Annotated in this window: 13 protein-coding genes; 11 read left to right on the top strand and 2 right to left on the bottom strand. The window is 58.0% G+C overall.

All coding sequences use genetic code 11. The features are described from left to right. The first annotated feature begins 57 nt into the window (after positions 1-57). The 9 genes from ASU33_RS14945 to ASU33_RS14985 all read left to right on the top strand — a co-directional run bounded on the left by ASU33_RS14945 (position 58) and on the right by ASU33_RS14985 (position 12,346). Complete coding sequence (locus ASU33_RS14945) at positions 58-3,480, top strand: DUF4175 family protein (RefSeq protein ID WP_286130580.1); 3,423 nt, start codon at positions 58-60, stop codon at positions 3,478-3,480. A 41-nt stretch (positions 3,481-3,521) separates the two neighbouring features. Beyond that, positions 3,522-3,953 (top strand): ATP-binding protein, encoded by a 432-nt coding sequence (locus tag ASU33_RS14950; protein WP_059071661.1) that lies wholly within the window; start codon positions 3,522-3,524, stop codon positions 3,951-3,953. A 2-nt stretch (positions 3,954-3,955) separates the two neighbouring features. Further along, a complete protein-coding gene (gene ybeY / locus ASU33_RS14955; protein ID WP_286130581.1) occupies positions 3,956-4,471 on the top strand; it encodes an rRNA maturation RNase YbeY in 516 nt (171 codons plus the stop codon). A gap of 180 nt (positions 4,472-4,651) precedes the next feature. After that, positions 4,652-5,380, top strand: a complete 729-nt coding sequence (locus ASU33_RS14960) for a GNAT family N-acetyltransferase (protein ID WP_286130582.1) — start codon at positions 4,652-4,654, stop codon at positions 5,378-5,380. 245 nt (positions 5,381-5,625) lie between these two features. Further along, the gene (gene mnmG, locus ASU33_RS14965) at positions 5,626-7,488 is read left to right on the top strand and encodes a tRNA uridine-5-carboxymethylaminomethyl(34) synthesis enzyme MnmG (RefSeq protein ID WP_059072735.1); all 1,863 of its coding nucleotides are present in this window, start codon (positions 5,626-5,628) and stop codon (positions 7,486-7,488) included. Positions 7,489-7,591: 103 nt separating this feature from the next. Further along, positions 7,592-8,473, top strand: coding sequence for a class I SAM-dependent methyltransferase (locus ASU33_RS14970; protein WP_286130583.1), 882 nt, complete (start codon positions 7,592-7,594; stop codon positions 8,471-8,473). A gap of 296 nt (positions 8,474-8,769) precedes the next feature. Continuing rightward, the gene (locus tag ASU33_RS14975) at positions 8,770-10,392 is read left to right on the top strand and encodes an Ig-like domain-containing domain (RefSeq protein WP_059071663.1); all 1,623 of its coding nucleotides are present in this window, start codon (positions 8,770-8,772) and stop codon (positions 10,390-10,392) included. A gap of 827 nt (positions 10,393-11,219) precedes the next feature. Then, positions 11,220-11,711 (top strand): DUF4385 domain-containing protein, encoded by a 492-nt coding sequence (locus ASU33_RS14980; protein ID WP_059071664.1) that lies wholly within the window; start codon positions 11,220-11,222, stop codon positions 11,709-11,711. 155 nt (positions 11,712-11,866) lie between these two features. Further along, positions 11,867-12,346 carry a hypothetical protein gene (locus ASU33_RS14985; RefSeq protein ID WP_059071665.1) on the top strand — a complete coding sequence of 160 codons (480 nt, stop codon included), beginning with the start codon at positions 11,867-11,869 and terminating at the stop codon, positions 12,344-12,346. A gap of 201 nt (positions 12,347-12,547) precedes the next feature. On the opposite strand, the gene ASU33_RS14990 is transcribed toward ASU33_RS14985, so the two are convergent. After that, positions 12,548-13,948: an inorganic phosphate transporter gene (locus ASU33_RS14990; protein WP_059071666.1), complete on the bottom strand. Its 1,401-nt coding sequence runs from the start codon at positions 13,946-13,948 to the stop codon at positions 12,548-12,550. 184 nt (positions 13,949-14,132) lie between these two features. On the opposite strand from ASU33_RS14990, the gene ASU33_RS14995 reads away from it, so the two are divergent. Continuing rightward, positions 14,133-15,650, top strand: coding sequence for a glycine--tRNA ligase (locus ASU33_RS14995; RefSeq protein ID WP_059071667.1), 1,518 nt, complete (start codon positions 14,133-14,135; stop codon positions 15,648-15,650). A gap of 85 nt (positions 15,651-15,735) precedes the next feature. Here ASU33_RS14995 and ASU33_RS15000 read toward each other — a convergent pair whose 3' ends face one another. Continuing rightward, positions 15,736-16,071 carry a hypothetical protein gene (locus ASU33_RS15000; RefSeq protein ID WP_059071668.1) on the bottom strand — a complete coding sequence of 112 codons (336 nt, stop codon included), beginning with the start codon at positions 16,069-16,071 and terminating at the stop codon, positions 15,736-15,738. 241 nt (positions 16,072-16,312) lie between these two features. Between ASU33_RS15000 and ASU33_RS15005 the strand changes: the two genes are divergently transcribed. After that, positions 16,313-18,775, top strand: coding sequence for an efflux RND transporter permease subunit (locus ASU33_RS15005; RefSeq protein ID WP_059071669.1), 2,463 nt, complete (start codon positions 16,313-16,315; stop codon positions 18,773-18,775). Positions 18,776-18,856 lie beyond the last annotated feature (81 nt).

Raw genomic sequence — 18,856 nt, forward strand, 5'->3', positions numbered from 1 at the left:
TACCGCTCAGCCTACTGAGCGGTTTCGTCGTATCTTCCTGTACTCTGCCGTTCACCTGTGTCGAAAGGTTCTGCCATGCCGGCAACGCAATACGTTTCTTCTGCGGCCGCTCCTGCCAGTTGGCAGGCCGTACGCCAACACTTAGAAGGCTTCAAACGCAAGTTTTACCTCAGCCTGCTGGTGCGCGGGGTGCTGGTAGCCGGTGGGCTGCTGCTCACGCTGTTTGTTGTCTTCAACCTGCTCGAGTACTTCCTATACCTGCCCACGTGGGTGCGGGGCGGCCTGCTGTTCGGGTTTTTGGGGCTGACGGTGTGGGCTTTTGTGCACTGGATTTGGCAGCCGCTGGCCGCCCTTACCAACCTGCGCCGCCTGCTTTCCGACGAGCAAGCCGCCCAGCGGGTAGGTCAGTTGTTCCCGGAGGTGCAAGACCGCCTGCTGAACGCCCTGCAACTGCAAGGCCAAGCCCGCGACAACGCCCTGATTGCCGCCAGCCTCGAGCAGCGCGCCGGTCAACTGCAAGGCATCGACTTTGCCGGCCGCATCCGCATTAAGGAAGAAACCCGCCCCTTGTGGAAGTACGCCGCCGTGCCGGCCTTGGTAGCCGCCAGCTTGCTGCTGGTGTGGCCGAGCCTGTTTGTGCAAGGCACCGAACGCATTTTCCACTACAACCGGGCGTACTCGCGGCCCATGCCGTTTCGCTTTGTAGTTGGTAATAAGCAGCTACAAACCTTCAAAAACGAAGACTTCAAGCTAGAAGTAACCGTAGAGGGCGACGTGATGCCCAACGAAGTGAGCGTGCTGTACGACGGCCGCGAACGACGCCTTACCAAGGTAGGTCCGGGCCGGTTTGCCTTCACGTTTCAGCAGCCGCAGCGCAGCACTGAGTTTCAGCTGGCTGCCGCGGGCTTCACCTCCGACGATTACCAGCTGCGGGTGCTGGAGCGCCCCACGCTGCGCGAGTTTGCCGTGCGTGCCGAGTACCCCAGCTACCTGCGCCGCGCCGCCGAAACTCTGCCCAACGACGGCAATCTGACCGTACCCGAAGGCACCCGCCTTACCTGGCAGTTCAATACCACCGCTACCGAGCAGGTAAAGCTCGAGTTCCTGGATCCGAACGAAACCGTAACGGCCCAAGCAGCCTACGATGACCGCTTCACCGTTACGCGCCAAGCCTTGCGCAGCCAGCCTTACCGCGTGCAGTTGCGCAACGCCATCAGCCCCCAGCGTGACCCCATTGAGTACCAGCTTACGGTAGTGCCCGACCAAGCACCTAGCATCACGGTAGAGGCCTTTGCTGACACTGCCACGCGCCGCTACCTCGCCCTGGCCGGCACCCTGCGCGACGACTACGGCCTGACGCGCCTAGCGCTGCATTACCGCGTGGGCACGGCCCAACGCCCCGGCCAGTGGCGCACGGCACCTATTGCCTTGGCCAACAACGGCCCTGCCCAAACCTACACCCACCAATGGGATCTAACCCCGCTACGCCTGAAGGCCGGCGACCAGCTGGAGTACGCCGTGGAGGTATGGGACAACGATGGGCTGCATGGCCCCAAAAGCGCCCGCACGCGCCCGATTACCTACCGCCTGCCCTCGCGAACGGAGATGCGCGAACAGCTTAACGCCGCATCTTCGTCGATGCAAAACAAGATGACCAGCGCCCAGGAGCAGAGCAAAAAGCTGCAACGTGAGCTGGCCAAAGCCGAGCAAAAGCTGAAAACCAAGCGCGAACTGAGCTATTCCGACCGCAAGGAGATGCAACAGCTGCTGCAGCAAAAGCAGCAGATGGATCAGCAGCTTTCGGAGATGAAGCAGATGTTTGAGCAGCTGCAGCAAAAGCAGGAGCAGATGGATCCGCGCAGCCAGCAGCTCGCCGAAAAGGCCCAGGAGCTGCAGAAGCTGATGGACTCGATGATGGACGAGCAGACCAAGAAGCTGTACGAGGAGCTGCAAAAGCTGCTGCAGCAACAGAAGGCGCCCGAAGGCGAAATCCAGAAGCTGCTCGAAAAGCTCGAGAACAAGGAGGAAACGCTGCAAAAAGAGCTGGAGCGCGCCATGGACCTGTTCAAGCAATTGCAACTCGAGCAAAAGATGGAAAGCACCACCGAGCAGCTCGAGAAGCTGGCCGAGCAGGAGCAGAAGCTGGCCGAGCAAACCCAAAAAGCTGCCGACAAGCCCAACGACCAGCGCAAGCAGGAAAACGAGCAGCTAAAGCAGCAGCAGCAAGAAGCGCAAAAGGCGTTCGAGGAAGTGAAGAAAGAACTGCAGGAACTCCAGAAGATGGATCAGCAGCTCGACAACCAGAACAACCTTGACCCCATGCAGCAGCAGCAACAGGAAACCGAGCAGCAAATGCAGGATAGCCAGGAGCAGCTGCAGAAAAACCAAAACCAGAAAGCCAGCCAAAGCCAGCAACAGGCCGCCCAAAACATGAAGGAAATGGCGCAGAAGATGCGCCAGCAGATGGAGGAAGAGGAGTCGGATGAGCAGCAAGAGAACATCGACCACCTGCGCGACATCCTCGAAAACCTGCTGAAGCTTTCCTTCGACCAGGAAAATTTGATGAAGCAGTTCCGGCAGGTCGATCAGTCGGACCCGCGGTTTGTGCAGCTCAGCCAAAACCAGCGCAAGCTCCGCGACGATGCCGTGGTGGTGCAGGACTCGCTGAATGCTTTGGCCAAGCGCGTGTTCCAGATCCAGAGCTTTGTAACGCGCGAAGTGGCTGAGATGAACGGCCAGATGGACCAAGCCATGGAGCAGCTGCGCCAGCGCAACCTAGGGCGCGCCACCAGCTCGCAGCAGCTGGCCATGACCTCGATGAACAACCTGGCGCTGATGCTGAACGATGCTCTGAAGCAAATGCAGGAACAGCAGCGCCAGGCCCAGCAAAACCAGTCGGGAAGCGGCAGCCGCGGCAAAAAGAAGAAAAGCGGCCAGCAGAACCCCGGCGCCGGCCAAATGGGTAAGTTGCAGCAACAGCTCAACCAACAAATTCAGCAGTTGCAGCAAAGCGGCAAAAGCGGCCGCCAACTTTCGGAAGAATTGGCCAAGATGGCCGCTCAGCAGCAGATGCTACGCGAGGCCCTGCAGCAGCTCGAAAAAATGCAGCAGCAAGCTAAGGATGGCAAAAACGGCCAGCAAAAAGGCAACGACGGCCAGGGCGGCCTAGGGGATTTGAAGAAGATGATGGAACAAACCGAGGAAGACCTCGTAAACAAACGGTTGACGGAGCAAACCGTTATGCGCCAGCGTCAGATCCTGAGCCGCCTTCTGGAGGCTGAGAAATCGGCCCGGGAGCGGGACCTCGACAACAAGCGCGAAGCCGAAACGGCACGGACGGTGCCGCCCGGTTTTCCGCCCGCTTTCGAGAAATATCGTCGGGAACGTAACCGTCAGACGGAGTTGCTACGTACGGTACCGCCGGCCCTCACTCCATATTATCAGCGGGAGGTGAGCGAGTATTTTCAGAAAATGAAATAGCGCTGCCTATTTTTACGCCCGTTGCCCCCTTTCTCCACACCATGAAGCAGGTTAAAATCCAGATTCCTTCCCTCGTCGAGAACATCCGCGTGGTGGAAAGTTTCATCGACAACTCGAAGGAAACGTTTCACATTGAGGACGACATTTACGGCAACATCATGGTGGCCGTAACGGAGGCCGTGAACAACGCCATTCGCCACGGCAACAAGTTCGACAAGGACAAAAATGTGTTGCTGTGCCTTTCCGTGGACGAAGGCCAGGTGAAGTTTGAAATTGAAGACCAAGGACCGGGCTTCGATTACAACAACCTGCTCGACCCTACTGCCCCCGAGAACCTCGAAAACCCCGGCGGCCGCGGCATCTTCCTGATTCGCCACTTGGCCGACGAAGTGGAGTTCACCAAGGACGGCCGCAAAGTAGAACTTACGTTCTTCTTGCCGCCGAGCTCGGGCAACGGCCACGCTACTGCCTAACCGTGTCATCTTACCCTCTCGACACCGCCATGCAAGACGATACCCAGCTACCGCCTTCCCACGACGACGAGGCCTACGACCCGTTGCACGATGCGCCGGGTATCGAGTTTGTGGTAGAGGATGTAGACTTTGAGCTGGCCGACGCCACCGCCCTTACCGATTGGATTGAGCGCGTAGCGGCCGTGCACGAGCACAAAATTGTGCAGCTCACCTACATTTTCTGCTCCGATGAGTACTTGCACCGCGTAAACGTGGAGTACCTCGACCACGACACGTACACCGACGTTATTACCTTTGACAACGCCGATGACGCCGACATCATCGAGGGCGACGTATTCATTTCGGTGGAGCGGGTGCGCGAAAACGCCCAATCGCACAACGTGAGCTTCCGCGACGAACTGCACCGCGTGATGATTCATGGCGTGCTGCACCTGCTGGGCTACAAAGACAAAGATCTGCTGAGCCAGACGGCCATGCGCAAGAAAGAAGACGACTGCTTGTCGCTGCGCACCTTCTAGCTCATTTTAGCTGCTGCTATTACGAAAAACGCCCGCTTAGCCGCGGGCGTTTTTCGTGTGGGCCTTATGTCGGCGGCGCTTAGGCAACCTCAACCACCTAGGGTTAGGAACTATCCGGTCTTGCTCTTACTCTTGTAGTTGTTCGGCACTTAGGCAGGCCTGGGTCCGGCTTTTTCAGCTATGTCCGTCTCTCCATCTTCGCTGCCCATCATTCAGGGCGAGGTGCTCGATTTTTACTTAAGCCAGGGCTACTACCGAATGCATCAGGACCTGTTTACCTGCCGGTTCCTGCCCATCGACGAAGGCCTGTACACGGTGCACTGGCTGCGCCTCGACCTAGGGCGCGTATCGTTTGGCACGGAGCAGCGGCGCCTGCTGCGCCAGAACAAGCGGTTTACGGCCGTGGTGCGCCCGTTCCGACTTACCGCCGAGTACGAGGAGCTGTATGCCCGCTACCGCAGCACCGTCACCTTCGATGCGCCCGAAACAGTGGAGGCTTTTTTGCTGGCTGGCGCGCAGCACAACGTATTCACCACGCAAGTAATCGAGCTGCGCGACGGGGAGCGGCTGATTGCCGCCGGCATTTTCGACAGCGGCGAGCAAAGCTTGGCGGGCATCATGAACTTCTACGACCCCACGTACCGCAAGCACAGCCTGGGCAAGTACCTGATGCTGCTCAAGATCATCTATGCCTTGCAGGAGGAAAAAGCTTATTACTACCCCGGCTACGTGGTGCACAACTACCCCAAGTTCGACTACAAGCTGTACCCGTGCCCGGCCGCTACAGAGGTATACGATTGTGCCAGCGGCTATTGGCTGCCTTTTTCATGGGATACAGTAGCAGCTCAATCGGCTGAATTGCTGAAGGATTGGCCGCCCAAGTTCGGGGAAGAAGCGGAGGCGGAATAAGGCGCTTCTGTTCCCTAGGTAGGTAATGCCAGCTGTCACCGAAGACAGCCATATTGAGCTCGTTATCAGCTAATCACCTAAAAAAGCGGCAGAGTGCGTATCTTTGCGCACGTTCTGAGCGGGTTAGACCACAAGTCACTTGATATACGAAAACCGTTTCTGCCGAGCGTGGAAGCGGTTTTGTGTTTTGGCACAAAACGCGGGCTAACGCTGTTCATACCCTCCGAAACAACCCTCCAGCTATGCTGACTCAGGAATACGATGTAATTGTGGTAGGCGCCGGCCACGCCGGTTGCGAAGCAGCGGCGGCCGCGGCCAACCTAGGCTCGAAGGTGCTGCTCATCACGATGAACATGAACACCATCGCGCAGATGTCGTGCAACCCGGCCATGGGCGGGGTGGCCAAAGGCCAGATCGTGCGCGAGGTGGATGCCCTAGGTGGCCAGAGCGGCATCATCACCGACAAAACCATGATTCAGTTCCGGATGCTGAACCGCTCGAAGGGCCCCGCCATGTGGAGCCCCCGCGCGCAAAGCGACCGGATGCGTTTTGCCGAAGAGTGGCGCCTCACGCTGGAAGGCATTGCAAACGTTGATTTCTGGCAGGAAGCCGTAACCGGCCTGCTGGTAGAAGGCGACGTGTGCGTAGGTGTGCGCACGCAGCTCGGCATTGAGTTCCGCTCGAAAACGGTGGTGCTCACCAACGGCACTTTCCTGAACGGCCTCATCCACATCGGCGAGAAGAACTTTGGCGGCGGCCGCGCCGCCGAAAGCAAAAGCACCGGTATTACGGAGCAGCTGCGCGACCTAGGATTTGAAACCGGCCGCATGAAGACGGGCACGCCGCCCCGCGTGGATGGCCGCACGCTCGACTACGCGCGCATGGAGGAGCAGCCCGGCGACGAAGAGCCAAGCAAGTTCTCGTACCTCGATACGCCGCGCCTCGCCAAGCAGCGCCCCTGCTACATCACCTACACCAACGAGAAGGTGCACGACATTCTGCGCACCGGCTTCGAGAAGTCGCCCATGTTCCAGGGCCGCATTAAGGGCCTAGGTCCGCGCTACTGCCCGTCGGTGGAGGACAAAATCAACCGCTTCGCCGACAAGGACCGCCACCAGATTTTCGTGGAGCCCGAAGGCTGGAGCACGGTAGAGGTGTACGTAAACGGCTTTAGCTCGTCGTTGCCCGAAGACGTGCAATACAACGCGCTGCGCCAGATTGCCGGCTTCGAAAACGCGAAGATGTTCCGGCCGGGCTACGCCATCGAGTACGATTTCTTCCCGCCTACGCAGCTGCACCTCACGCTTGAAACCAAGCCGGTGCGCAACCTCTACTTCGCGGGCCAGATTAACGGCACCACGGGCTACGAGGAAGCCGCTTGCCAAGGCCTGATGGCCGGTATCAACGCCCATTTGCGCGTGCGCGAGCAGGAGCCGTTTGTGCTGCGCCGCTCCGAGGCCTACATCGGTGTGCTCATCGACGACTTGGTGAACAAAGGCACCGACGAGCCCTACCGCATGTTTACCTCGCGCGCCGAGCACCGCATTTTGCTGCGCCAGGACAACGCCGACCTGCGCCTCACGCCCTTGGCCCACAAACTGGGCTTGGCTTCGGATGAGCGCCTGCAGCGCGTGGAGCAAAAGCGCCAGCAAACCGCCGACGTGCTGGAGTACCTCAACAAGAAAGCCGTGGAGCCGGGCGAAATCAACGGGCTGCTGGTGGAGCTGGGTTCGGCCCCGATCAGCGAGAAAACCCGCGCCGTAAACCTGCTGCGCCGCCCGCAAATCGAACTTACCGATTTGCAGCGCGCTTTGCCCGAGCTCAGCCAGTACCTAGGCACCTACGGAGCTGAGGCGCTGGAGCAGGCGAGCATCCACGTGAAGTACGAAACGTACATCGAGAAGGAAAACCAGCAGGCCAAGCGCATGGGCGAGCTGGAAGATGTGCGCATTGTGGGCCGCCTCGACTACAAGCAAATGCCCGCCCTGTCGCACGAAGCGCGCGAAAAGCTGCTGCGTATTCAGCCCGAAACCATTGGGCAGGCCTCGCGCATCAGCGGTATTTCGCCGGCCGATATTTCGGTGCTGATGGTGTACCTGGGCAAATAATCATGATTTTTGCGCGTCGAATGCTGAATGCGGCAGGTAACCAACCGGCCGCATTCGGCATTTCGCATTTAACATTTCGCGAGCAAGGGTGTCTTTAGAACACGTGGAACAGTGTCCGGTGTGCGGGCAAAGGAATTTTCGGCCGAAGATGACGGTGGAGGATTACTCCGTCAGCCACGAGCAGTTTGCCATTGTGCAATGCACCAACTGCACGTTGCTGCTCACCAACCCGCGCCCCGACGCGGCCAGCATCGGCCGCTACTACGAAAGCACCGCCTACGTTTCGCATTCCGACACCCGCCAAGGGCTCATCAACCAGCTCTACCGGGTTGCGCGCTCGTTTACGCTGCGCCGCAAAGTTGCCCTCATCAACCGCTTTGTACCTAAGCCGGGCCGCGTGCTCGATTACGGTTGCGGCACGGGCTATTTCCTGGCGGCTTGCCAAAAAGCCGGTTGGCAAATTGCCGGCGTCGAGCCCAATGCTACCGCCCGGCAGCTAGCCGAGCAGCACACCGGCCAGCCCATCAGCGCCGGCGACCTAGGGCAGTTTGAGTCGGCCTCGTTCGATGTCATTACGCTCTGGCACGTGCTCGAACACGTACACGAGCTCAACGCTACGCTCGCCGAGCTGACGCGCCTGCTCAAGCCCGAAGGCGTACTGATTGTGGCCGTGCCCAACGCCGCCAGCCCCGATGCGCAGTACTACCGCGAGCAGTGGGCCGCCTACGATGTGCCCCGCCACTTGTACCATTTCACCGACAAAACCATCGACCTGCTTTTCGGCAAGCACCAGCTGCAGCTGCGCCAAACCCTGCCCTTGCCGCTCGATGCCTACTACGTGAGCATGCTGAGCGAGAAGTACCGCGCCGAGCGCGACGGTGGCCTAGTAGCCGCCGTGAAATCGGGGTACAAATCCAATACCCAGGCCAAGCAAAAAGGCGGGCAATACTCAAGCCTGATCTTTGTAGCGGGCAAAAACACCTAGCAATACCCAGCATTTTGGAGCAGGGGAGAGCAATTGCTAAGCACATGATTGCACCCGGCCATACGTGCTCCTGAACAGCTGCTCGGTTACAGTGACCTAGGGCGTAAGGCGGTGCAAGCCCGGGCGCATTTTAAGCGCGCCGTATTCGCTTTGTATTTTCGCCCGTGTGGCGGCGCCTGTGCGTACAAGCGCTGCTGGCCGGAAGTACTTAGCCTAGGGGCTGCGCGTTAGCTTCGGCAACGGCAGGCCACGCGGCTAGGTAGCCCGCATGTGTGCCTTTCATTCCCCGATCCTTCATGTTCGTACGCCCCCATTTGCTGTTGTTGCTGCCAGTTGGGCTTTCGGTAGCGGGTTGCGCAGCCATAAGCCAGCCCGAGGGCGGCGCCCGCGATACCGTAGCGCCCAAGTTTGTGAGCAGTTCGCCCAAAAACGGGTCTACCAACGTGTCGCAGCAAAGTATTCGGCTGGAATTTTCGGAGCCGGTGCAGCTGAAGGACCTGACGAAAAACCTCATCATCACGCCTAGCCTGGCCGAGGGCAACGAGTACAAAATTCGGGAGGAGCGCAATGCCATTGAGTTGCGCTTCGATAAACCGCTCGACCCCAACACCACCTACGTGTTCAACTTCGGGGAGGCCGTGGTTGATATCACCGAGAGCAACAAGGCCGCCAACGTAGTGCTGGCGTTTAGCACCGGCGCGGCCCTCGACTCAGGCTCGGTAAGCGGCACGGTGGTGCAGTTGCTCACGGGCCAGCCCGAGGCCGATGCTGTTATTGCTTTGTACCCGGCCCGCGACACGGCTGATATCCGCCGCGCCCGGCCGTACTACCTAGGGCGCACCGACAAAAACGGGGCATTTAAGCTAAGCAACCTGCGCGCCGACAGCTACCGCCTCTACGCCTTGGTCGACAGAAACCAGAACACCCGCTACGAGGAGCCCGAGCGCATTGCCTACCTGCCCCAGCCCGTGCAGGTGCAGCCCCGCGCCGATTCGTTGCGGTTGTTTACAGTACGGCCCGATGCGCGCCGGCCGCTTATCCAGGCGCAGCAACCGGGGGGCGCCCAGTTCCGCATCAGCTACAACGAAGGCCTGCGCCAGCTAACCTTGGCAGCCCTAGGTCGGCAGCCTACCCCCGAGCTAAACCAACTTGTTTCGTTGGCCGAGAAGGGACGTATCGCTGTTCTTCACCGCGCGGCTGCGCTGCCAACGGGCCGTTACCTCGTTTCGGCTACGGATAGTGCCGGCAATGTGGGTGTTGATACTGTGAATGTGCGCTTCGAGGGACAAACAGCGCCGGTGCGCAAGGGGCCACAGTACCAGTTACCCAACAACCAACGCGAAACTCCCGCTACCGGTCAGCTACGCCTGCAGTTCAACGAGCCGCTGCGCTTGGCTACCAACAAGCCCTTCGCTACGTTAATCGAAGACTCCACTACGCGGCGCCCGTTGCGTGCCCCCGCCGACGGGCAACTCAGCCCCGACCGCACCCAGCTTATCATCAATTTGAACACGCGGGCCCGCCGCGTCATCAGCATTGTGCCCGATAGCACCGCCATTACCGGTGTTACTGGTTTGTCGTTGGGGCTGCGGCCCGTGCGGCTGCGCGTCACCGAGCAAGCCACCACCGGCAGCCTGTCGGGTACCGTACAAACCGCAGCCAAGCGTTTCGAGCTACAGTTGCTCGACGACAAATACCAGTTGATAGCGTCGCTGCAAAATCCGCGCACCTTTCGCTTTGACAACCTAGCGCCTGGCAACTACCGCCTGCGCGTACTCGTCGATGCTAACAACGACGGCCGCTGGCAAGGCGCCGACCCGGGCTTGCGCCGCCCCGCCGAGCCCGTGTGGCTTTACCAGCAACCGCTAACGGTGCGTGCCAATTGGGAGGTCGAAGACATTCGCCTCAGCTTCAAGTAAGCTACTCACGCTGTGTGCTAGCCCCGGTGCCCTAGGTGCCGGGGCTTTTTTGTGCCTCACGGAGCTGCAATAGTCAATCTATATTCGGGGAAGTAACTACGCTCTGATTTTCAGCAGCATTGTTTTGCCCTGATATTCAGTTATCCACGAATCCACAGGGCATTGTGGACTACTTAGGCCCGTTTCGGGGCCTTGGGCACACCTCCGGGGATAAGCCGTGGAAAACGACTGTATAACCAGTGGACAGCGGTGGAGAACTTTCGGAAAAGTTTTTTTGGTGTTTAGCGCCTCGTACCACTGCCAAACCGGTGTGAATAGCCGTGGACAACTTCCCCACGGTTTTGGCACTATCCACTATGCACACCCATGTGAATTCACACGGCTGTGAACAATTCTGTGGATTGTCGAAAAGCCTGTTAAGTAGCTGATCAATAAACTACTACTTTTCACATACCCTGTGGAAAGGCAGTGTATAAATGCGTTCTTGTGCACATGTTATCCAGCACTGTGCATAAGGCCCATTTTTATCCACTTATGCACCGCCCTAACAACTGAAGACAAAAAAGATTCTTAAAATTTTATTTAGTGAAAAGTTATTAGGCAGGTGGATAAGTTGGGGCCGAATTGAAAAGCGTTGGAACGAAGCCGCGGGCTGAAAAGGCCGAACCGAAGCCCGCTCGGATAATGCCGGCGCGAAAAGCGGGTTAGCAGGCGAACGGATAGGTACTGGGCGAAAAGCAGAAGCCTAACGTGCCCGCCTCTCAGCGGGCAAATCATTTGCGCGGCGGTTTTGCGTATACAGCCACTCATTGCTGCCGCGCCGCACTATGCCATTCGATTACACTCTCGATTTTCACCACGTCGATTTCCGAGCACAGCCCGAACTCTACCGGGTAGGCAAGGGTGAGCAAGGAGTTTTGCTCGTAGAGCCGTATAAGAGCGAGATCCTGCCCTTCTGGCGCTTTCGTACGCCCGCGGTAGCACGCGAATCGTCGGAAGTGATTTACGGGCTGTTTCTGGCGTATTTGGAAAAATCAGACTTTGTAGGTGCCGATATGGCCCGAAAGTTCTTGCAGATGGGCTTTACCCGCGCCCGCCGCTACGCCAACCACCGCGGCGGCAAAAAGTACGATGGCCCCGTGCCCGACGATAAAAAAGGCCAAAGCGGAGCCCACGGCCGCGCCGAATTGCCCCGCACTGCCGAAGACCCCGTAAAAGCGGAGGCTGCTGCCATCTTCAAAGCCAAGTGGGACGAAGCCAAGCAGCACCCCGAGTACCTACGTCAAAAAGCCGAGTTCGAAGCGCGCTACGGCAAATGAGTTGCGGATTGTCCGTTGCCGGTAGTAATTCGTGATGAAGCAGCCAGTCACACAAGCTCACCGCTCACAACCAATAACCACCAACTCGAAGCTGACAACTGCAACCAACGCCTACCTTTACCCGACTACCAACCCTACAAACCTCCCTCCCCGATATGAATACGACCCAACCCCGCAGCACCGAGGAAAACGAAATCGTGTTGGGCCAAGGCATGGGCCCGCTGAAGTTTGGTGCCAGCATGGACGAAGTACGCGCCCTGATGGGTGAGCCCGAAGAAATCGAAGAGTCGGAAGACGACGACGAGTTCGAGCACCAAGCTTGGAATTACCTCGAAGAAGGCTACTCGCTGTACTTCGACCGCGAAGACGATTACCGCCTCTCTTGCATCGAAACCGACCACCCCGGCATGCGCCTCTACGGCGAGCCAATTCATAGCAAGTCGCTCGAGCAAGTGCAGGAACTGATGCGCCGCCACGGCCACGGCGCCGGCGAAGTTGAAAAGGTGGATACGGGCGAAGTGCGCCTCTCCTACGAGAAGGAGATGATTGACCTTTACTTTGATGAGAACGAGCTGCAGTTCGTGAACTTCGGCGTTTTCATCAACGACGACTTAGAGGTGCAGTGGCCTGCATAGGCGCCTAGTTATCCACAAAAACGACGTTTTTGAGTGTTGATAAGTTGATAAGTGTTTGAAAACAAAAGAGCAACGCCTCAAAACCAATCGTTTTTTAGCAAAGCCCGTATAGATTCGTTACGGCGCCGAGCAACCGCCAAACAAAAAGCCGCTCCATTTCTGGAGCGGCTTTTTTGTGTCTTTCGAAGAATGCGGCTGAGCTTACAGCAGTGTGCGGAATAGCAGGAACAGCACGCCCGAGAGGGCCATTGTTACGGGCAGCGTAAGCACCCAGGCCAGCGCAATGTTGCGCACCATGCCGGGGTTGAGGTTGCGGATACCGCGGTTGGCTACCATCGAGCCAGCAATGGCCGACGACAGCACGTGCGTGGTTGAAGAGGGCAGGCCCGAAGCCGTGCTCAGGCCAATCATGGTGGCGGCAATAAGCTCCGAGGAGGCACCTTGCGCGTAAGTGAGGTGCTCTTTGCCGATACGCTCGCCAATGGTTACCACAATGCGCTTCCAGCCAATCATGGTGCCGATACCTAGGGACAGTGACACGATCAGCACTACCCATTTCGGGGCGTAGTCGGTGAAACTGCGCATGTCTTTAATGCCTTCTTCGTAGGCTTTGCGGTCGGCGGGGCTGAGGCTTACCCGGTCGCTATCCATCAGCTTTTTGGCCCGGTTGTACGTCAGCAGAATGGCCTTGCGGATCTGGAAACGGTCAGATTCGGGCAGCTGCTTCACGTCGGTTTTGCCGGCGAAAATGCGGTCGAGGTTACCCGTTTGCTGGTTGATGTCGGCCAGGGCTTTCTGCTCGTCGGGAGCTAGTTCAGCGGGGTTGATCTTGCGCATTACCTGCTCTACGCGCACAAGCGAGTCGCGCATGTCGAGCGGGTTCTTCGATTCGTCCAGTGCAAACTTGATGGGCACGATGCCGATCAGGATCAGCATAATCAGGCCCACACCCTTCTGGCCGTCGTTGGAGCCGTGGAAGAAGCTTACCAGCGTGCAAGTGGCAATCAGGATCAGGCGAATCCAGAGGGGTGGTGGCTTCCGCTTGTGTGGCTCCTTGAAGATGGCCTTCGACTTTACAAACCGCTTCAGGATGAACATCACCAAAATGGTAAGCGTAAAGCCAAACAGCGGGCCAATCAGCAGGGCAATGCCCGTTTCGGTGGCCTTGCTCCAGTTAACAGCCGCGCCGTTCGAGTCGGGCAGCAACGAAAAGGCAATGCCCACCCCCAAGATGGAGCCGATAAGTGCATGCGACGACGAGGCCGGAATGCCGTAGTACCAGGTACCCACGTTCCAGATAATGGCGGCTAGTATCAGCGCGCCTACCATGGCTATGCCGTGGTAAATGTTCTGATCGACCAAACTTTCGACGGGCAGCAGGTATACAATGCCCATGGCCACGGTGATGCCGCCGCCAAATACGCCGATGAAATTCCAGAAAGCCGACCATACTACGGCTATCCAGGGCCGTAGCGTATTCGTGTAAATTACTGTTGCTACTGCGTTAGCAGTGTCGTGAAAGCCGTTGACGAATTCGAACGCGCAAGCGGCTATCAGACACACCAGCAGCAGCAGGAGCACTTGGGGCTCTAAGCCAAGCATATTGGTGAGGGTTAGTGAGCAAAAAGTTTGGCCGCCCAAAAGTACGGGCCACCGAAAAGGGCACAAGATTATGAAATTGTTACTCGATGCGCCCGCACCTCGGTGTAAAGAACAGGCCTTGTACCATTGCTTCTACAAAAAGTTTAGTCGACAGCCTTTTATCGGAAGCCGTACTTTTGCCCCTATGAGCAACCCGACGCAGAAACCAACCCTCGAAAATACCCAGCTGAAAGACATTGTAGCCCACGCCAAGGAATACGGCTTCGTGTTCCCGTCGTCGGAAATCTACGACGGCCTGGCCGCCGTGTACGACTACGGCCCCAACGGCGTAGAGCTCAAAAACAACTTAAAGCGCCTGTGGTGGGAAGCCATGACGCAGCTCAACCCCAACGTGGTGGGCATTGACGCGGCCATCTTCATGCACCCGCTCACGTGGCACGCCTCGGGTCACGTTGCCGGCTTCAACGACCCGCTCATCGACAACCTCGACAGCAAGAAGCGCTACCGCGCCGACGTGCTGGTGGAGGAGAAAGCAGCTCAGTACGAAAACAATGGCGAGGTGGAGCGCGCGCAAGAGTTGCTGCAGCACCTAGGCCGCCTGCTCACCGACAACGACCTAGCCGGCGTAAAGCAGCTCATCATCGACGAGAAGATTACCTGTCCCGTATCGGGCACCGGCAACTGGACGGACGTGCGCCAGTTCAACCTGATGTTCTCGACGCAGGGCTCGGCCGTGGAAAGCGACGCCGCCCAGATTTACCTGCGCCCCGAAACGGCCCAGGGTATTTTCGTGAACTTCCTGAACGTGCAGAAGTCGGCCCGCATGAAGGTGCCCTTCGGCATTGCGCAAATTGGTAAAGCCTTCCGCAACGAGATTGTAGCCCGCCAGTTCATCTTCCGGATGCGGGAGTTCGAGCAGATGGAGATGCAATTCTTCGTGCGCCCTGGCACCGAGATGGAGTGGTACCAGCAGTGGAAGGAAACCCGCCGCCGCTGGCACGAGGCCCTAGGTCTGCCCAGCGCCAAGCTGCGCTTCCACGACCACGAGAAGCTGGCCCACTACGCCAACGCCGCCGTCGACATCGAGTTTGAGTTCCCCTTCGGGTTCAAAGAAATCGAGGGCATTCACTCGCGCACCGACTTCGACCTGACCCAGCACCAGGAGCTGTCGAAGAAAAAGCAGCAGTACTTCGACGCCGACGTGAACCCCGAAACCGGCAAGCCCTACGGCAATTACGTGCCCTACGTGGTAGAAACCTCCGTAGGGGCCGACCGCCTGTTCCTGGCCACGCTTTGCAACGCCTACACCGAGGAAACCCTGACCGAGGGCGAAGGCGAAGCCCAACAAACCAAGCAGCGCACTTACCTGAAGCTGCACCCAGCGGTGGCGCCCATCAAGGCGGCCATATTCCCGCTGGTGCGCAAGGATGGTTTGCCTGAAAAAGCCCAGCAGATTTTCGACGAGCTGCGCCACGACTTCCGCATCATTATGGAAGAGCGCGACGCCATCGGCAAGCGCTACACCCGCCAAGACCTCATCGGCACGCCGTTCTGCATCGCCGTCGACCACCAGACCTTGGAAGATGAAACCGTAACCGTGCGCCACCGCGACTCGCGCGAGCAAACCCGCATGCCCATTGCAGAGCTGCGCCAGTACATTGGCCAGGCCGTAAGCTTCCGCCGCATTTTTGAGCAGCTGTAAGCCCTAGGTGCTAGCAAAGCAAAGAGGCCCCGGACGAGTGTCCGGGGCCTCTTTGTGTTTTGAACGGTGGCTAGCCAGAATACTACTACGCCAAGCGGTGCGAAGCAACGTAGCTAAAGCGTGCTTGCCCGGGCCGGAACGTGCTGCCGGTTGGGTAGCTGCCAATGCTGTACTGGTACTGCCCCTCGCTGGGTAGCGAAGCCATAAACATGGGCTGCGCAGCACGGTTGGGCTGCGGCCCTAGGTGCACCTCGGTAAGCCACTGCTCGTAGGAGAGGGACGCCGGGGCACTACGCCGCAGGTTAAGCAACAGCTTGCCTACGTGCTGCGCCAGCATGTGCTCGAGGGCACCGTGGTACCCCCCGCCAAAAGACAAGTGGCGGTAGCTAGCGGAAGCGGTAAGCGGTAGCGTATCGGACACGGCACCGCGGCGGGGTGCTGCATTCGGAGTAAAATACCATGTCATTGCGTGCATACAAGCCGCCGAGCAAGGGTGGGTTGCGTAGGCTGGCAGAAAACTAAGCACTTATACGCGCTTTACAACATTGTGAGTTACAAATACTTGCACTATTGATGCTTTTTCGGCGCTAGGTGCAATCGGCCCCGGAAAAATAGCCCCACAGGCATTGCGTACCTTTGCCCCAATTTTCCTGACGTAGCCGATGTGGAGTAAGCTTGCCCTGCTGATTATCAAGAACCGCCGCCTGCTGGTTGGGCTGCTGGCTGTTATCACCGTATTCATGGCCTGGAAAGCCAAGGACGTGGAAATGACCTACGACTTTGCCCAGGTGGTGTCGCCCGACGACCCGGACATGGTGTACTTCCAAGAGTTTAAAAAAACTTTCGGCGAAGACGGCAACGTGCTGGTGCTGGGCATGCAGGACAGCTCGGTGTACAAACTGGGCAACTTCAACGAGCTACGCATTCTTACCGATACCCTGGGCAAGGTGCAGGGCGTAAGCGGGGTACTTTCGGTAACCAAGCTGATACAGCTCACCAAGGATACCGCCGGGCAGCGCTTTGCCGCTACGCCCATCTTCCGCACGTTTCCGCAAACGCAGAAGGAGCTCGACTCGCTGATGCAGATCGTGAACCGGCAGGAGTTCTACAAAGGGCAGCTCATCAGCCCCGCTACTGGGGCCACGCTGCTGGCCCTTACCGTGGACCCCAAGTACCTGAACTCCTCTAGGCGGCAGGCCGTGATGCAGGACATCCTGGGCCATGCCGAGCGGTTCACCCAGAAAACCGGCATTAAGCTGCACTACGCCGGCCTGCCCTACGTGCGCTCGACGATGACGAGCAAAGTGGCCAGCGAAATGAAGTTCTTCCTCATGCTGGCGGCGCTGGTTACCAGCGTTACACTGCTGGTGTTTTTCCGCACGTGGTCGGCGGTGGTGTTTCCGCTGCTCATTGTGGGTGTGGCGGTAATCTGGTGCGTGGGCACCATTGTACTGCTCGGCTACAAGATTACGCTGCTGACGGGCCTGATACCGAGTATCCTCATTGTTATTGGTATTCCTAACTGCACGTACCTGCTCTCGCGCTACCATTACGACTACCGCATTTCGGGCAACCAGGTGCTGGCCATGGTGCGCGTGGTACGCAAAATTGGTTTGGTAACGCTAATGAACAACACGGCCACGGCCACGGGCTTTTTCGTGTTTTGCTTCACCAACATTGCCATTCTGTACCAATTTGGTTGGGTAGCTACCATTAGCATTTTCGCGGCGTTTTTCATCTCGATCATCCTCATCCCGATCGTATTTACCTACCTGCCGCCCCCCACGCCCAAGCAGCTCGAGCACCTCGATGCCAAGCCGCTTACCAAGCTGCTCGAGTTTTTCGATTACTTGGTGCTGGAGCGCCGCGGCTTTGTGTATGGCACAGCAATCGTGCTGTGCGCCCTAGGTGCCCTGGGGGCCAGCCGGCTGCAATCGGTAGCCTACATGGTCGATGATCTGCCCAAGAACTCGTCCGTCAATGCCGATCTGAAGTTCTTCGAGCAGCATTTCAACGGCATTATGCCGCTCGAAATCGTGATAGATACCGGCAAGAAGCGTGGCATTCTGAAGCTGAAAAACCTTGAGCGCATCGACCGCCTCGAAAACTACCTGCGCACGCAGCCGGTGCTAACCTCGCCCATCAGCATCGTTACCTTCTTGAAAGCCTCCACGCAGGCTTTTTATAACGGCGACCCGGCTTACTACCGCCTGCCCGATAACTCCGAGCGCAACTTTATTCTGAGCTACCTAGCCCGTTCGCAGGGCAAAGAAGGCTCGGGTATGGACAGCAAGCTGCTGCGCTCCTTCACCGACTCGACGGGCCAGAAAGCGCGCATCTCGCTCAAGATTGCCGACATCGGCTCGCGCAACCTCGATACGCTGCTGCTCAATAAAATTGAGCCCAAAATCAAGGAAATATTCAACGGTACGGGCATGGAGGTGAAGATGACCGGCACCACCATCCTGTTTACCAAAGGCAACGAGTACATCATCGGCACGCTGCGCAACAGCCTTATTCACGCTTTTGGTTTGGTAGGCCTCATCGTGCTGGTGCTGTTCCGCTCCATTCGCTCGGTGTTCTTCACCTTGCTGCCCAACTTCGTTACGCTGCTGCTCACGGCCGGCCTCATGGGCTACTTCGGCATTGCCCTGAAGCCCGCCACGGCCCTGATTTTCTGCATTGCCCTAGGTATCGACGGCGACAACTCCATTCACCTGCTGGCCAAATTCCGGCAAGAAATGGCTACCAACGGCCGCCGCGTGCGGGCTGCTATCAGCACCACGCTTTCCGAAGCCGGTACCAGCATGATTTACACCAGCATCGTGCTCTTTGTGGGCTTCAGCATCTTCGCTTTCTCGGAGTTTGGCGGCACCAAAGCCCTCGGGCTGCTGATGTCGGCCTCATTGCTGATTACTAATTTCTCGAACCTGATTTTGCTGCCGGCGCTGCTGGTAACCTTTGAGCACGGCAAGGAAGAAACCATCGACCGTGCCCTCATTCAGCACTACGACGATCAGTACCACGAAGAAGACGACGACTTGGAGCTAAACCTGGATAAAATGACCGTGCAGCCGCGCTTGTCGCGCAGCGCCGACTCGAACAACCCCGGTGCCAACATCTAGCCGTACAGCATACTGTTTCTGAGCCTTTTTGCCCACACTTTTGTTTGCTTTCGATAACCAACTTTCCTAGGTCATACTAGC

Source organism: Solirubrum puertoriconensis, assembly GCF_001483135.1.
Lineage (GTDB): Bacteria > Bacteroidota > Bacteroidia > Cytophagales > Hymenobacteraceae > Solirubrum > Solirubrum puertoriconensis.

What these genes read in the sequence shown, in the direction of transcription:
- ASU33_RS14975 (WP_059071663.1), top strand. Translation starts at nt 8,770, where the DNA reads ATGTTCGTACGCCCCCATTTGCTGTTGTTGCTGCCAGTTGGGCTTTCG.
- ASU33_RS14990 (WP_059071666.1), bottom strand. Translation starts at nt 13,948, where the DNA reads ATGCTTGGCTTAGAGCCCCAAGTGCTCCTGCTGCTGCTGGTGTGTCTG.
- ASU33_RS15005 (WP_059071669.1), top strand. Translation starts at nt 16,313, where the DNA reads ATGTGGAGTAAGCTTGCCCTGCTGATTATCAAGAACCGCCGCCTGCTG.
- ASU33_RS14950 (WP_059071661.1), top strand. Translation starts at nt 3,522, where the DNA reads ATGAAGCAGGTTAAAATCCAGATTCCTTCCCTCGTCGAGAACATCCGC.
- ASU33_RS14960 (WP_286130582.1), top strand. Translation starts at nt 4,652, where the DNA reads ATGTCCGTCTCTCCATCTTCGCTGCCCATCATTCAGGGCGAGGTGCTC.
- ASU33_RS14980 (WP_059071664.1), top strand. Translation starts at nt 11,220, where the DNA reads ATGCCATTCGATTACACTCTCGATTTTCACCACGTCGATTTCCGAGCA.
- ASU33_RS14985 (WP_059071665.1), top strand. Translation starts at nt 11,867, where the DNA reads ATGAATACGACCCAACCCCGCAGCACCGAGGAAAACGAAATCGTGTTG.
- ASU33_RS14995 (WP_059071667.1), top strand. Translation starts at nt 14,133, where the DNA reads ATGAGCAACCCGACGCAGAAACCAACCCTCGAAAATACCCAGCTGAAA.